Source organism: Paenibacillus sp. 01T47 (genome assembly GCF_056398245.1).
Map to the genome: position 1 here is coordinate 200,352 of NZ_JBFTPA010000004.1, position 15,640 is coordinate 215,991.

11 protein-coding genes are annotated in these 15,640 nt (G+C 42.4%); 10 read left to right on the plus strand and 1 reads right to left on the minus strand.

What is annotated here, in order from left to right; genetic code table 11:
• Nucleotides 1-23 precede the first annotated feature (23 nt).
• The 3 genes from AC1DOV_RS10860 (at nucleotide 24) to AC1DOV_RS10870 (ending at nucleotide 4,097) form a co-directional block, all read left to right on the plus strand.
• Nucleotides 24-2,051 carry a glycoside hydrolase family 2 protein gene (locus tag AC1DOV_RS10860; RefSeq protein WP_477549926.1) on the plus strand — a complete coding sequence of 676 codons (2,028 nt, stop codon included), beginning with the start codon at nucleotides 24-26 and terminating at the stop codon, nucleotides 2,049-2,051.
• 209 nt (nucleotides 2,052-2,260) lie between these two features.
• Nucleotides 2,261-3,061, plus strand: a complete 801-nt coding sequence (locus AC1DOV_RS10865; protein WP_477549927.1) for a GNAT family N-acetyltransferase — start codon at nucleotides 2,261-2,263, stop codon at nucleotides 3,059-3,061.
• A 1-nt stretch (nucleotide 3,062) separates the two neighbouring features.
• Entirely contained in the window at nucleotides 3,063-4,097 is a 1,035-nt protein-coding gene (locus AC1DOV_RS10870) for a DUF1835 domain-containing protein (RefSeq protein ID WP_477550047.1), read from the plus strand.
• Between the two features lie 102 nt (nucleotides 4,098-4,199).
• On the opposite strand, the gene AC1DOV_RS10875 is transcribed toward AC1DOV_RS10870, so the two are convergent.
• Nucleotides 4,200-5,093, minus strand: coding sequence for an AraC family transcriptional regulator (locus AC1DOV_RS10875; RefSeq protein WP_477549928.1), 894 nt, complete (start codon nucleotides 5,091-5,093; stop codon nucleotides 4,200-4,202).
• 180 nt (nucleotides 5,094-5,273) lie between these two features.
• On the opposite strand from AC1DOV_RS10875, the gene AC1DOV_RS10880 reads away from it, so the two are divergent.
• The 7 genes from AC1DOV_RS10880 (at nucleotide 5,274) to AC1DOV_RS10910 (ending at nucleotide 15,621) form a co-directional block, all read left to right on the plus strand.
• Nucleotides 5,274-6,131: a phytanoyl-CoA dioxygenase family protein gene (locus tag AC1DOV_RS10880; RefSeq protein WP_477549929.1), complete on the plus strand. Its 858-nt coding sequence runs from the start codon at nucleotides 5,274-5,276 to the stop codon at nucleotides 6,129-6,131.
• A 256-nt stretch (nucleotides 6,132-6,387) separates the two neighbouring features.
• On the plus strand, nucleotides 6,388-8,220 hold the full coding sequence (locus AC1DOV_RS10885) for a UbiD family decarboxylase (protein WP_477549930.1): 1,833 nt from the start codon (nucleotides 6,388-6,390) through the stop codon (nucleotides 8,218-8,220).
• A 284-nt stretch (nucleotides 8,221-8,504) separates the two neighbouring features.
• Entirely contained in the window at nucleotides 8,505-9,482 is a 978-nt protein-coding gene (locus tag AC1DOV_RS10890; RefSeq protein ID WP_441885359.1) for an ABC transporter permease, read from the plus strand.
• A 67-nt stretch (nucleotides 9,483-9,549) separates the two neighbouring features.
• Nucleotides 9,550-10,410: a carbohydrate ABC transporter permease gene (locus tag AC1DOV_RS10895; RefSeq protein WP_076270966.1), complete on the plus strand. Its 861-nt coding sequence runs from the start codon at nucleotides 9,550-9,552 to the stop codon at nucleotides 10,408-10,410.
• A gap of 72 nt (nucleotides 10,411-10,482) precedes the next feature.
• Nucleotides 10,483-12,171 carry a type 2 periplasmic-binding domain-containing protein gene (locus AC1DOV_RS10900; RefSeq protein ID WP_477549931.1) on the plus strand — a complete coding sequence of 563 codons (1,689 nt, stop codon included), beginning with the start codon at nucleotides 10,483-10,485 and terminating at the stop codon, nucleotides 12,169-12,171.
• Between the two features lie 202 nt (nucleotides 12,172-12,373).
• Complete coding sequence (locus AC1DOV_RS10905; protein ID WP_477550048.1) at nucleotides 12,374-14,011, plus strand: extracellular solute-binding protein; 1,638 nt, start codon at nucleotides 12,374-12,376, stop codon at nucleotides 14,009-14,011.
• Nucleotides 14,012-14,043: 32 nt separating this feature from the next.
• Nucleotides 14,044-15,621 carry a response regulator gene (locus AC1DOV_RS10910; protein WP_441885363.1) on the plus strand — a complete coding sequence of 526 codons (1,578 nt, stop codon included), beginning with the start codon at nucleotides 14,044-14,046 and terminating at the stop codon, nucleotides 15,619-15,621.
• Nucleotides 15,622-15,640 lie beyond the last annotated feature (19 nt).

Below are 15,640 nucleotides of genomic sequence, written 5' to 3' on the forward strand. Positions count from 1 at the left end.
GATGTGAATTGGAGGAGAAACCGATGGATCTTCGTTTGGTGCAGCAAGAAAAGATGAACATGATTCAAACGACAATGGAACTGCGCGAGGTAAGCGGAGTGGCAGTCCCGTTTCAAAATGGCATTCCTGTACCGTCATTTGATGCACAGCAGCGTTTGAAGCTTGACTTGAAGGGGATATGGAAGAAGGAAAGATTTGCTGCGGATCATGATTTCTCATTGTCTGAGCGCAATGATCGGTGGTTCGAGCACGCCCTTCTTGAAGCTGGCGGCCGTACTGAAGTCGACTTTGATGATTCTGCTTGGGCGCAGCGTCAGCTGCCCTTTCCGGAAAATGAAATTCGCGGGAAAGAGGAAGCCAATTCCAGTGAAACGTATCAAGACGGCGTATGGTATCGTCGGACGTTCTGTCTCGATGCAGCATGGGCAAATAAAGCAGTCACACTACATGCGCTCGCGATCAGCTATGTAGCTGACGTTTGGGTCAATGGGCAGTGGGTTGGCTATCATGAAGGAGGCTTTACCCCTTTTGCACTTGATTTGACGCCTTTTGTGAAGATTGGTGAAGCGAACACAATTGCGCTTCGAATCGATAATCCGCCTTGGGGAAGCCGAGCGGATATCATACCGGCGACACCAGGAACTGATTTTTTTAACTACACCGGTGTAATCCATGACCTATACATTAGCGGAACTACCAAATGCCATATACCAAGAGTAAACATCGTACCGCTTGATATTGAGGGGCGTGTGAAGTTTAGTGTCGTTCTGGAAAACCGTGGAGCTGATGCTGTAGAGGTGAGCGTTAGCGGGCAAATTTTTGATGCGGATCATGAAGCCGATGCATTCTTAAATTCACCTCTCGCAGCGGATATTAAAGGCAAGCAAACAAGATGGACGGGCGATTTAAATTGGACGGAAGCACTAGCTCCTTATGAGACGAGGGTGATGGAAGCGATTGTCCATATTCAAGAGCCTCGATTATGGGCATTTTGGCAGCCAGAGCTGTATGTAGCGGAATTTGCAGTTGTATATGGGGACCGTACTGCCCAGTTGGATCGTTATGCGTCGCAGTTTGGCGTACGTACAGTTACGACGGAAGGTACAAAGCTGTTGTTGAACGAACGTCCAGCATTTCTTGCCGGCGTTGCTCGCCATGAGGAATGGCCGGATACAGGGAGGTCTGCGACTTGGAAGCAAATTCGAGATGATTTGGTTCAAATGAGGCAGTCCATGCATGTTAATTTTGTTAGAACGGCACATTACCCGAACCATGTATACACGTCGTTATTGACGGATCGGCTCGGACTTGCAACTGTCAGTGAAATTCCGCTTTGGCAATTCACTCGTGAGCATTTTGAGGCACAGGAGCAAAAGCGGCTATCCGATCAAATGTGGAGGGAGATGATTTTCTCCCAATACAACTCTCCTTCCGTTCTGATGTGGAGCACGCAAAATGAATCCGTTGAGGTAGAGCTGCGAACGGTTTACAACAAACGTTTAGTGAAGGACCTGAAACAAAATTATGCGGATGGACGTCTCACGACCCAAAGTGCGGCAGCAGACCAGCCAGGTGCGCATGATCCTTCCATGGAGCCGCTGGATGTGGCGGGCTGGACGATGTATTTTGGCATATTCCATGGCAGTACGTATTATGAAGGCACAAAAGATTTTCTGCAAAAAGCGCATGAGCTTTGGCCGGACAAGCCGATATGGAATACCGAGTTTGGGCACTGGTCCTCTGATCAGGATACGATGGCGGCAGAGCAGCTGAAAACCTATAAAGAAACGCTGCAGGCGCTGATGGAACGAGCGGTCATATCTGAAGATGGAGAGGCTCTGCTGAGAAGTGATGGTTTTCTCGTTGGCATCGATTTCTGGATTATGTATGACTGGTACGTGAACCATAACAATTGGATTGATACGTTCGGGATCTATCATATGGATAGAATGACGATGAAGCCGGTTGGAGAAGCGCTGAGTCAGGATTATGCTAGGTACACTGCATTCGAGGGTGGGTTTATTCATCAACCAAAGCGTGAATCGCAATAAATATAAGAAGCATTTTTTCTAATATAGGGCGTTATCCTTTCAGCCCAAATCTCATAAAACGAGCCATAGTAATCATTCTATAGGCTCGTTTTGTTTTGCTGATTGGTCTGTTAGTATGGCATACTGAGCAAGACGGACATGAATCTTTTTTACCAGCAGACACGTACCTAAGTAAGACTATAAGAACAAATGGACGACGGAGGCATTCGATGAATAAAGAACAACTAATAGCATTATTTAATAAGGAACAACGGATCGATCAGACTATTGCGGGCTTTCGTCGTGAAGAAGAAGGTGGAATGATTAGGCAGGTTTCCCTTACAGGCGGGGAAGGATATGTAACCTACTCAGCATTAACAAATGAAACGGTTCAACATGCGATTAATGAGCAGCTATCTTACTTTGAGCAATTGGATCAGCGGTTTGAGTGGAAGCTATATGACTACGACCAGCCCGCTAATTTAAAGGATAAACTTCTTGAGCATGGATTTACGATTGGAGATCCCGAGGGATTGCTGGTTATGCAGCTAACAGAAGGAGATTTTATGTTATCCTGTGAAATTCCTTCCTCTATCATACGAATCACAGACGAAGCAGGAATCAATGACATCGTCTCACTGGAAGAAGAAATATGGGGAGAATCACATCGCGAGCTTGGAAAGGAATTAATACGAAATCTGAAAAATGATCCAGATAGCCTGTTCATCTATGCAGCTTACGAAGAAGGAAAAGCAGTCAGTGCGGCTTGGATGTATTTGCATGATGGAACTTCCTTTGGAAGCTTATGGGGTGGTTCAACCTTATCTGAATACAGAAATAAAGGGTTGTATACTTCTTTACTTGCTGTACGAGCACAGGCAGCTTGGGAAAATGGATTCCGCTTGCTGACGGTAGATGCTAGTCCGATGAGTCTACCTATTCTGAAGAAAAGGGGCTTTGATCTTCTGGCTTATTCTTATCCATGTGTATCGCCAAGTAAAGAGGAAAGGAAGGAGATAGCTTTTGAATAAAATGTTGGAAATACGCAAGGCGGTCGAGGAGCTTTCTACAGATGATGTGAGACAGGCTCTAAAGCTAGTTATGCTTCAAATTGAGATAGCGGAGCAGAATTTAGAGGCTCGAGAAGATCTTTTTAATAATTTGAAAGAACTTTACGATTCATTGCTGAATTCCCAAAACAATAATAAGAGAGAGCTGGATTCGGCTGTCACGAAAATTCATATTGTGTTTGGAGACTCTGTTGCAGGCAGTTTGAAACTGGCTATTAAACAGCTTGGGTTAGCGGATTCCAATAAGGTCATTACTCTTAATGAAAGCTTCTCTATAGGCCCAATATGGCAGCTGCATACGGAAGAGGGATGGCTTAAGAGGAAGGAGTGGTTTAGAAATCATATTAATGTTGGTTATGACGAATCATATTTTGATATGGAAGAGGAAGCCTTCTCTCACCAAAGCTTATTAGCACAAATTCCAGAGCAAGCTTTAATTGTCATATGGTGTGGTAACAATGCTCATGAACAGACTGGTTTGCGTTATGCGCTTTATTTGCTCAGACACCATTTAAATGGTATTTACGTGTTTAATGCAGAAGAGGCATGCAGCAGAAGGTATAATACACCCGAAACATTCATTAACTATTTGCAATTAGGAGAGGTTCCGGTAGATAAGTTAAAGGCTGTTATAGGTGAAGCAGAGGAAAATGGGCAGACAACTGGCGACATAAGGCAGCAACTGGTGAAGGAATGGCTAGCGCTTGCAGAGCATGATGAGGTGCTGCGTATTTGGAATCAAAGTAAAATTCAACATGTAGATGAAGATTACTTGGATGATTATTTGTTTGAAACGGTAGAGTCGCTGCTGCAGCATAAACCAAAAGATGAATTTATAAAGGCGGCCAGAGTAGTTGGCCAAGCATTGGGCTATTATGAGCAATGTATTGGAGACAGCTATTTCGAATATAGACTGCGCGAGCTTATTTACGCAGGCAAATTAGAAATCAAGGGAGTGCCTCGTGCAATGAGGTTTTATAGTGTAAGGCTGAAATAAGCTCGCATGCTTTCCCTTTTATTTATCCAGATGGAGCTTTCCCGTCATGTCGACGGGAAGGCTTCTTTGGGCTGTGTATCAGAGCAAAAGTCATGTATTTATTTATAGATTAGATTTTGTAGATTGGCGATAGAGAGTTGGCGTTTGCCCTGTAAATCGTTTGAAAAATATGCTAAACGTATGAATGGATGAGAATTGCAGCTCTTCTGCGATTTGCGAGATCGCTTTCGACGTGCTACGTAGCTCGGACTTCGCTTTATCCAAGCATAAGTGACGAACATATTCTCCGAGGGGAATGCCAACGGCATTTTTGAATTCCCTTGCGAGATGCGAACGGCTAATATGGATAGACTTTGCTAGCTGCTCGGGATCATAGTTATAGCGAACCTCACGATGCAGCTGATTCATTACTTCAGTAATCGCGTCGTTAAGCGGCCTTGGAGGGGCCTCTGCTGCTAATGCTGGATCAAGAAAATGACGGAGCGTCGTCACAAGCAGCTGTTGAAATAACCCCTCCACCATGGGCAAGCTTAAATAAGCTTTATTTTTAATTTCGGTAATTATATGCTCGAAAAGTGCTTTTACTCGGCTATCTTGATCATGAGCGATTCGTTGAAGCCCAATGCGATAAAATTCAGGATACAAATGGTGGAGCCTCTCCAGCCTAAACCCGATGTAATAGAGCTTGAAAGGCTTATGTTTCCCTGCTAACCCGAAATGGATTTCTTCAGGCTTAGTAAGCAGGAGCTGGCCTTTCTCAATTTCATAAACCGTTTTATCGATTTTGTATTGACTGTACCCTTCATCCACGTAGCACAATTCGAAATGATCATGATAATGAATCGATGTGCTCCAGTTTTCATAATGATTCACACCGAGATAATAAATATGGCTCGCATCAGAATCGAAGGGCAATTCGATTCGAAACTCACCATCGTTTTCAATAACAAGATGTTGTTTGGGCACCTCGTTCTTCAATGATTTATTTTCACTCATTCGCGTATCCCTTCTCCTCTTCAAAACAATTACCTTCGATTATACCTTTTCAGCACAAAATCTCAACAAGCAATAATGATCAAAAACTTTAAATCTATGCATGGGATTAAAAAATACAACGTAATTTAACCGGTTTATAATGATCATATGTTTAAAATATGAATGCATGAGGTGCTTAATATGTCTATGAATGGTCAACTCCGTAAAGATTGTCTCCCTGCACAAGAAGATGTCACATTTTTTGCTGAAAATGGTTACTGGATTTCGCCTATTATTTTCTCTGAGGATGAGCTAGCGGAAATTGTTGTGCATCAGGATCGTCTATATCGCGGCGAATACGAGACTGGAAAAGCGCCGGTATGCAATTGGCTGGAAGGACAGGATAATCCGCGGGCTCTGAGGAAAACAGATAATTCGCATTGGTCAGATCTGACACTTCGTAACGTAGCAGTAAACGCTACGATCGGAGGAATTGCTGCTGCTCTGATGGAGACGGATACGATAAGGTTGTTTCATGATCAACTGCTGTATAAACCAGGAAGAGGTACAGGCAAGGAAACAGCAAATGTAGGCTGGCATCAAGATTACGCTTACTGGCAATGCTGCGCGGGTCCGACGCTCATTACGGCTTGGGTTGCATTTACGGATGTGGATCTATCGAATGGCTGTATGCAGATGGTGCCGCGCAGCCACCAGTGGGGCTTGTTGAATGTAAATGATTTCTTCGAGCAAAATTTGGAGAAGCAGCAGCAAGCAATGGACATCCCGGAAAACGAAAAGTTTTCAACAGTACCTGTTATTATGAAAGCCGGACAAGTAAGCTTTCATCATGCATTGACCATCCATGGAAGCGGGCCTAATACGAGTGATCAAGCACGCCGCTCGATGGCGGTTCATCTCATGACGGGTGAAACCAAATATAAATACGACGCTAAGGGCAATAATCATTTTAATGCACAGATGATGAACGGCAGAGAGGGAGAAATATACGAGGGCGAAGCTTGGCCTGTATTGTATACTGCAAAAAACGAATTGTAAGGCAAGAGAGGCGCCTGTTAAAGGATGCCTGCCTATACTTTTGTAGTAGAGTAAGTATATAATCAATACTATAAACTTCGTTAATAAGATGATAAAAATACGCCATTTATGGCGTATTTTTGTTTTTTGCTAATACTTGGCTGCATATGACACTTGGTTTTTGTTCGCGTTTGACAATAGGCAACAATATGAATTAATTTTAATAAAAGAGCGTGAGTTTTGATCACCCTATCAGGCTGAGATTGGAGAATTTCAAATGTATCGCAATTTAGAAGAATGTGTCATTGACTTAGAGAAAAACGGACATTTGGTTCGTATAAAAGAAGAAGTTGACCCTTACCTTGAGATGGCTGCTATCCATATGAAAGTTTATGAGGCTGGTGGTCCAGCACTGCTATTCGAAAATGTAAAAGGCTCTAAATTTCGGGCAGTTTCTAATTTGTTCGGAACGGTAGAGCGCAGCAAATTCATATTCCGCAACACTTGGGAATCGGTGCAAAGTGTGATGGAGCTGCGCAATGATCCCATGAAGGCATTAAAATATCCGTTTAAGCATGTCAGAACCGGTTTGGCCGCTTGGAAAGCTCTTCCGGTTAAGAAGTCGGGCAGTCTGCCAGTAACTGCGCAGGAAATACAAATTTCGGATTTGCCGCTTATTCAAAGCTGGCCAATGGATGGCGGTGCATTTGTAACCCTGCCTCAAGTCTACACGGAAGATCCAGACAAGCCAGGAATTATGAATTCAAATTTGGGTATGTATCGTGTACAGCTGAGCGGCAATGATTATGAAATGAACAAAGAAATTGGTGTTCATTATCAGATTCATCGCGGCATCGGCGTGCATCAAGATAAAACGAATAAAAAGGGGATCCCTTTAAAAGTAAGCTGTTTTGTAGGTGGCCCTCCAGCACATACGCTGGCAGCTGTTATGCCGCTGCCGGAAGGGCTGACTGAGATGACTGTTGCCGGAATGCTGTCAGGGCACCGTTTCCGCTACAGTTATTTGGATGGGTTCTGTATTAGCAACGATGCTGATTTTGTTATAACGGGAGAAATTCATCAAGGCGAGACGAAACCTGAGGGACCATTTGGTGATCATTTGGGGTATTACAGTCTTACTCATCCTTTCCCTGTCATGAAAGTTCATAAAGTGTACGCGAAGCCGGGAGCGATTTGGCCATTTACCGTTGTTGGCCGCCCGCCGCAGGAGGATACTGCGTTTGGAGAGCTCATTCATGAGCTGACAGGTGATGCGATTAGACAAGAAATTCCTGGTGTAAAGGAAGTGCATGCTGTAGATGCAGCGGGTGTTCATCCTCTGCTTTTTGCAATAGGCAGCGAACGGTACACCCCGTATCAGCAAGTGAAACAGCCGGCAGAGCTGCTCACCATTGCTAATCGGATTTTGGGTACGGGACAACTGAGTTTGGCCAAATACCTTTTTATTACAGCTGAAGATCAAAGGCCGCTGGATTCACATGATGAAGTGGATTTTTTAACGTATATACTAGAACGTATCGATCTTAGCCGAGACATTCATTTCCATACAAATACGACGATTGATACACTCGATTATTCGGGTACGGGATTAAACAGCGGCAGTAAAGTAGTCGTCGCAGCATATGGGGACAAAAAAAGAGATTTATGTACAGAAGTACCCGATGTTTTGAAAGAAATACGCGGATTTGAACATGCGCGTATGGTCATGCCGGGAGTTTTAGTCATCCAAGGCTCTACATTTATGAGTTATGATAGTGCTAAGCAGGAAATGAAATCGTTATGTGATGCTATACAAGAAAAGGGAGCTCTTTCTTCATGCCCTATGATTATAGTGGGTGATGATAGTCATTTCATTAGCGAGACGATTAAAAACTTCCTATGGGTTACCTTTACGCGCAGCAATCCATCACACGATATGTATGGCGTGAATAGTCATTATGAGAACAAGCATTGGGCTTGTGACAATTTGATTATTGACGCTCGTATTAAACCGCATCAAGCACCGCCATTAATTCCAGATCCTTCGGTACTGAAGAGCATCGAGCGATTATTTGTTAAAGGTGCCAGCTTGGGTGGATTGAACATATAGCTTTACAATACACGACACGCCTTTTAAGGCGTGTTTTTTTTGTCATTTTAAGGCCATTTTTGAAACCATCCTCACCTATTTTGTTTGCAAAAATCAATAAAATGATCGAATTTATCATAAAAGCCTGTGAAAGTATAAAAAATCGGGTTTTTATTATATAGTTTCAACATTTTGACAGAGTTAGAATGTAAATGAGCCTAATGAACGGCATTTGCTGCTGAAGATGCAGGACGCTTCAGTGCTAATTTGCAAAAATTATATCAATTTATTATGGGAGGATGAGCATGTCGCAAGCAACAACGAAGGTAAAGTACACAGCGACTCCGCCGGAGAACAGCCCGAGAAAAAAAACCTTTTTCAACCGCCTGATGAAGCAAATGGATGTGCAATTGATGGTGTGGCCGGGTATTTTGCTGATATTCGTATTTGCCTATATACCTATGTATGGTGTATTGACGGCGTTTATGGATTACAACCTTTTTACGGGATCGAGAATATTCGATAACCCTTGGGTGGGCTTTAAACATTTTGAAGCGTTCCTTACTGCACCTGATATCGCTACGGTCATGAGAAATACACTTGTGATCAGCCTTTTAAAGCTATTAATAGGTTTTCCAGCACCGATTATATTGGCGCTAATGCTTAATGAAGTCAGGCATATGGTGTTTAAGAGAGTCGTACAAACGATTACATATCTACCGTACTTCATGTCATGGGTTATTGTAGGCGGCATGGTTATGGCGTTGCTTTCAACTGAAAACGGCAGTGTCAATATGCTGCTTGAAGGTGTTGGAGCGATAGATGAACCGGTCAACTTCCTGTCCCTAAAGGAATACTTCTGGGGCATACTGGTTTCGACCACGGTATGGAAGGAAATCGGCTTTGGCTCGATTATTTACCTTGCTGCAATCGCAGGTGTAGATCCGCATTTGTATGAAGCGGCAGATATTGATGGAGCCAGCAAGTTTAAGCAAATTTATCTCATAACGATACCAACGATTATGCCGGTTATTATCATCTTTATGATTTTAGCAATGGGGAATTTATTGAGTGCTGGTTTTGAAGATATATTGATCCTTGCCCAGAATCCAATTCTAAGACCGGTGTCGGATGTTATTGATACTTATGTATATCGGGTCGGCCTGCAGAATGGGAAATTTTCTTACGGTGTTGCAGTTGGTTTATTTAGAGCAGTGATAAGCGTATTGCTCTTGACGGCAGCTAACTACCTAGCCCGTAGGTCCGGCAACGGCTTATGGTAGAACATTACTTCATAACTGGGGGCGAAATCAATTGACTTTCAAGCGTTTGAGCTATAACGACCGAGCTATGGTTGTATGCATATATGTATTCCTCATTTTGTTAGCTTTCTCCGCATTGTATCCGTTCTGGAATACACTCGTTGTATCGTTAAATGAAGGAACAGATACAGCCAAAGGCGGCATTACATTTTGGCCAAGGATGTTTACATTTGCAAATTATGAAATTGTTTTTCAAGATGACAAAATTTTAAATGCATTTTACATTTCCTTTAGCCGAACGATCATTGGAACCATATCAGCAACATTTTTGACTGCATTGCTCGCGTATGGCATGTCCAAAAACTATTTAATGGGTCGTGGCTATTATTCCTTTTATTTCATCTTTACGATGTACTTCGGCGGCGGGTTGATTCCAACTTTTCTATTGATTAAATCACTCGGTTTGATGAACAGTTTCCTTGTTTACATTATTCCCGGTCTAATCAGTGTATGGAACATGATCGTTTTCCGAACCTTCTTCAAAAGCTTGCCCGTGGGATTAGAAGAGTCGGCTCAAATTGACGGCTGCAGCAACTGGGGAATATTTTTCAAAATGGCGCTCCCGCTGTCTATGCCAGTAATCGCCACACTTGGTTTGTTTACGGCCATTGCCCATTGGAATGATTGGTTTGCGCCATCGATCTATGTTTCTAATCAAGATTTGCTGCCTATTCAAACGATATTGCGGAAAGTATTGAACTCTAATGTTCTAACGGATGCGATCGGAAATGACAGCATTGCTAGTGAGAAAATGGCATCGAAAGCCCTTACCTCCAAATCTCTTATTAGTGCAATGATTATGATTGTGTCTCTTCCCATTATCGCTGTATATCCTTTTCTTCAAAGATTTTTTATGAAGGGTGTTATGGTTGGATCTCTAAAAGAATAGCTTGTTGACCAGCGGTTTAAGGCGAATGTCGCTTTGGACATATATATTAATCATGAGAGGGGTAAAATCAGCATGAAGAAAATGAAAAAGCCGCTGTTAATGGTAGTCTCTGCGGTGTTTCTACTGGTAACTGTACTTGCAGGATGCAGCAATTCGGGGGGCAATGATCCAAAACCAGCAGCAACAGATTCAGCAACGAACACAAATAAAGGGAGTGAGGCTACAGACGCTCCAGCAGATCAACCATGGGTATTTGGTTCTAGCCCGATTGAATTCTCAGCTTATACGCACTACAGCTGGCAAGATTTTCCTGACACCATGGATGCAAACCCTTTTTGGAAATACCTGAAAGAAAATAAACAAGTAACGATCAAACCGATTCACGCAAAAGGGAACTCTGCACAGCTGATGCAGACCTTTATGGCTGACTCTAGTCAAATGCCAGATGTTATTTATGGTGATCGTTACAATCCGGATATTGAAAGACTTATTGCAAATGATCAGCTCGTAGCGCTTGATCCTTATCTTGATAAGTATCCGAATTTGAAGAAATATCTTAATCCTAAGTCCATGGAACTTCTTCGTTCCGCGGATGGCAAGCTGTACAAATTCCCTAACTGGTACACAGAGAAACCAACTAGTACAGCTGGTTATGTAGTGAACAAAAAAGTGTATGCTGAGCTTGGATCGCCAGCACTTGAAACATTTGATGATTTGTACGCATACCTAAAATTAGTAAAAGAGAAATACACTGATATGATTCCATTGGAACTGGATCGTGGTTCTGAAATTCAAGGACAAGGCGTTGTTTACGCAGGATTTGGTGAAAACAACCTCTACAAATCATTGAGCAGCGATGTACAAGGCGTAATCAAGGACGATAAGCTCGTTTCATTCTTTACAGATCCTTCTTTCCGTGAGTCTCAAAAATACCTTGCAAAATTGTACCGTGAGAAGCTAATCGCACAAGATTGGTGGACACAAACAAGAGATGTCGTTGCGGAAAAAATCGTAACTGGTAAAGTAGCTGTTTATGCAGGATCAGGCGTTACTACGTTTGCTTCACGCGGAGATTCTGAGCTTAGAAAGGCAGACCCAAATGCTGGATATTTCATGATTTGGCCTGTTCGCAAAGCTGGACTTGATAAGAACAAAATCTTTGCAGGTGGTTACGATGCACTTGGTTGGAACGTTGTGACGATTACTAAACATGCAAAAGATCCAGAAAAAATCTTCGCAGCTCTTGATTGGATGACAGGACCTGAAGGCATGACAATCTCATTCTTCGGACCTGAGGGCGGCAACTGGAAAGGTTTCGACGAAAATGAACAACCAATCTTCACTGAAAACTACAATGAAGAGGAAGTAACAGCAATTCAAGCTGCAAACGATGTTGTTCACATCGTAGGAAACGTATCGTATATCGACCCAGCAAAATTGAAATATGTTAATTCACTGCCATTAGAAAAACAAAACTGGGCAGCACGTTGGCAGAGAGATATTACTTGGCCGTCATCTAATGATACAACAGCGCTTACCAACATTAATATTGAGCCGGATTCTCCATACGGTGATACCAGACAACAAATTGTCGATCTTACTCTTGAGACTCTAGCAGAATCAACTACAGCTAAGAGTGATGCAGATGTTGATCGTATTCTAGATGCAGCTGATAAGAAAGCTAATTCGTATAAATACAAAGAGCTTCTAGAATGGCGTACTGAAAGATGGCATGCTAACAGAACTATTCTTGGAGAATAATAAGGTTTAATAGTGAAAGAGATCATCCCAAGGGATCCATTTGGATCACTTGGGATATCTCTGTATTTTTGGTTATACTTAACTTTTATATATATAGCTTGCATTTATTTTGATATTATTAAAGGGAGATTTTTCAAAAAATGCTGCTCATATAAGGGGTGCTTGGTCAGTGTACGCGAAGAAAGAGAGGTTCCTGCGGTTCATGTTGGTCTATTTCATTGTTAGTATGCTTGTCGCCTGCAGTGGAGTAGACAGTAAACCAGTTCCAACAACTGATGAGGGAACAACGGAAGATATACAAATAAATCTACCTCCCGATCAGCTCTATGAACTAGGCAAAGAAAGGCTTGATATTTCTTTTTATGGTCACTACAGTTATTATTCGATGCCGCAGTGGGGCGCAGATCCCTCTTCGAAGTGGATTAAGGATAATCTTAATATTCACATCAAAGGAATCGACGTAGAAGGAAACGGAAAGCAGAAGCTTCGAAAGATGATTGCCAGCAAGCAGCTGCCGGATATCATTTGGGGTGATCGCGGTTATGATCTGGAACGTTTGCGTGAAGCGGGCCTACTCGTACCGCTCGATAACTATATAGATAAATATCCAAATTTAAAAAAATGGGCAGGCACTAAAATTTTAGATTTGCTTCGAGCACCAGATGGACATATTTATTATTTTCCAAATTATTACACTAATAAACCGTACGGCAACGCAGGTTATGTCGTTAATAAACGAATATATCGGGAATTAGGTTCTCCTAAGCTATCTACGACAAATGAGCTTTATGATTTCCTCAATAAAGTAAAAGCCAACTATCCTGACGTCGTACCTTTTGAAACAGGAATTGCCAGTGAGGGGCAAGGAATTGATCAATTATTTTCCGCCTTCAAGGAAAATAATTATAGCTTTACTCGCTACTACGCTGTAACGAGTGGAGATAAGATGACATCGATCTATAAAGATGAAGGATTTCGCGAGTCGGCATTATTTGTAGCAAAGCTTGTGCGTGAAGGGTTGATTACCTCGGATGCTTGGACACAAACGGATGATCAGGTAAGTGAGAAGCTTATGAGCGGTAAAGTGGCGGTTTATGCCAGTGCGGACCCTATGCGTCAAGTGATGTTGGCTAATGCAGAGCTTGTAAGGAAAAATCAGGAGGATGGTTATATCTTTATCGATCCTATTTATAAGGAAGGATTGGATCCGAATAAGATTTATCCTGGCACATACAATGTGCTTGGCTGGAATGTCTCTACGATAACGACAAGCGCAAAAAATCCAGAAGCGATATTCGCTATGCTGGATTGGATGACAGGGCCGGAAGGTTCTGCTGTTCAGATGTGGGGCCCGCCGGGGCCAAACGGGTACTGGGATGGCTTCAAAGAAGATGGAATAACGCCAAAATTTACGAGCAAATACACATCAGACCCGGATGGGCTGAGTGAAATACAAGCAATCTCTGGCGAGTTGATTTGGGTTGGCAACACCGTATATCTCGATCAAACTAAAAGCGATTATGAAAAAACATTGCCTGAGGACAAGCGAAACTGGTCTACATATTGGCAGCAAAAGGTAACTTGGGAATCTCAGGGGGATGCAACACCGTTTATCAATTTGCAACCGACACCAAATTCTGACGAAGGCAGAATCTTTGCCCGGGTGAAAGAAATATGGTTAAGCGCGCGCTCATATGCGATGTACGGGCAAACGGATGAAGAGGTATTAGAGATTTTGGATTTAGCGCATAAGGATTCGATGGAATCAGGTTTTCAAGATTATTTAGATTTTATTACGTCGAAGTGGCAAGAAAACTTAAAAGTATTAAATCAAGAGTAACGTAAATTTGTTAACTTGAAGGAGCTGCTCTTATGTATAAGGTATTGTTAGTCGATGACGAAGAACTCGATCTGGAAGGAATGAAACGGTTTATTCCATGGTCTGAGCTTGGAATGGAAGTGAAGGGCAGCGTAAATAATGCATTATCAGCATGCGAAATCATAGATGAGCAGCCCATCGATATATTAGTCAGCGATGTTAATATGCCTTATATGTCAGGACTTGAGCTTGCCCGAATTGCACTCGAACGCAAGCCTAATATGCGTATTATATTCGTTAGCGGCTATCAGGAGTTCAGCTACGTACAGCAGGCGTTATCTTTAAAGGCTTACAATTATGTACTAAAGCCAATGGATGACAATGAATTGGTGTCGTCTTTGTTAAAGGTGAAGCAGGATCTTGATGAGGAGAACAAGCAGCGTGAAGTGGAAGAAGCCTATCAACAAATGATTCCGATTGCCAAAAGCGACTTTTTGATTCATGTGTTGGAAGGATTGGAAACAACGGAGGGCGTTTCCATGTCCAAGCTGATTTTACACTATGGCTTCGATCAATTGAACTGGCCTATCCGTGTTGCGATTATGGAACTGGATAATCAGTCGTTGAGACAAACCGAGAACGCATCTTCACAGAGAGAATGGTCGCGCAACTCTCTTCAAATTGTACATGAAACGATTCAAAAGATAGGCATGCTGCCATACTGCAAGCTGTCATCTCAACGCATTGCTATATTGCTGGAAGACAAAGCTATTGGTCAAACCGTCAAAACGTTATGCAATGCGCTTTCGCAGCATCTAACGGTATCGATAACAACCGGCCTCGGTGAAGCAGTTCATTCGATAGAAAAGCTGCAAGTATCCTACCGACAAGCGATAGAAGCTGTTGAAGGCAAGATGTTTCTTGGAAAAGGGGATATCATCAAATATGAAGAGGTCAGAGCGGAACCAGGCATGCTGGACGCTCGGATTCTGGATACACGAATGAAAGCACTATTAAAGGCTATGGAAGGATATGAGCTTGTTCGGATTTACGACGAATTCGAGAACTTGTTTGCATCGGCTTCTAGTCTTCGCTCCAGATTTACTGTTCATCATATGACCAGCTATATTATATGGAAGCTGGATCAATATTTAAGCGAAATGAATGAGGATTTATTTGAACTGCTAGGTATTGATATTCACCATCTCGAAGTTTTAATGCAATTCGAAACGATTAACGATATACGTTCATGGCTTGTAAAGCTCTTATATGAAATTTCTGAACGCCTGCAGAAGAAAAACGTCATGAAAGACAGCAAGTTTATACGCAGCGTCACGAAGTCAATTAAGGAGAGGATGAGTGAAAATATTACCCTTAAAGATATGGCGCTGCAGTTTTCTTTCTCGCCTAGCTATATGGGGTTTTTAATAAAAGAAAAGTCAGGTCATACCTTCAATGAACTGCTCGTGCATCTGCGTATGGAGAAAGCATGTGAACTGCTCAATCAACCCGGGATAAAAATTTATGAAGTTGCCGATCAGGTTGGTTATCGTTATCTTCCCTATTTCAGCCGACAATTTAAGGAGAAGTTTGGCATGACACCTATGGAATATCGGAAGAGAGAGAATTGATCATTAATGGGGGAGCTTT

Bases quoted from the DNA above. Each gene is read 5' to 3' on its own strand.
- AC1DOV_RS10860 (WP_477549926.1), top strand. From the start codon at position 24: ATGGATCTTCGTTTGGTGCAGCAAGAAAAGATGAACATGATTCAAACG.
- AC1DOV_RS10865 (WP_477549927.1), top strand. From the start codon at position 2,261: ATGAATAAAGAACAACTAATAGCATTATTTAATAAGGAACAACGGATC.
- AC1DOV_RS10870 (WP_477550047.1), top strand. From the start codon at position 3,063: ATGTTGGAAATACGCAAGGCGGTCGAGGAGCTTTCTACAGATGATGTG.
- AC1DOV_RS10875 (WP_477549928.1), bottom strand. From the start codon at position 5,093: ATGAGTGAAAATAAATCATTGAAGAACGAGGTGCCCAAACAACATCTT.
- AC1DOV_RS10880 (WP_477549929.1), top strand. From the start codon at position 5,274: ATGTCTATGAATGGTCAACTCCGTAAAGATTGTCTCCCTGCACAAGAA.
- AC1DOV_RS10885 (WP_477549930.1), top strand. From the start codon at position 6,388: ATGTATCGCAATTTAGAAGAATGTGTCATTGACTTAGAGAAAAACGGA.
- AC1DOV_RS10890 (WP_441885359.1), top strand. From the start codon at position 8,505: ATGTCGCAAGCAACAACGAAGGTAAAGTACACAGCGACTCCGCCGGAG.
- AC1DOV_RS10895 (WP_076270966.1), top strand. From the start codon at position 9,550: ATGGTTGTATGCATATATGTATTCCTCATTTTGTTAGCTTTCTCCGCA.
- AC1DOV_RS10900 (WP_477549931.1), top strand. From the start codon at position 10,483: ATGAAGAAAATGAAAAAGCCGCTGTTAATGGTAGTCTCTGCGGTGTTT.
- AC1DOV_RS10905 (WP_477550048.1), top strand. From the start codon at position 12,374: ATGTTGGTCTATTTCATTGTTAGTATGCTTGTCGCCTGCAGTGGAGTA.
- AC1DOV_RS10910 (WP_441885363.1), top strand. From the start codon at position 14,044: ATGTATAAGGTATTGTTAGTCGATGACGAAGAACTCGATCTGGAAGGA.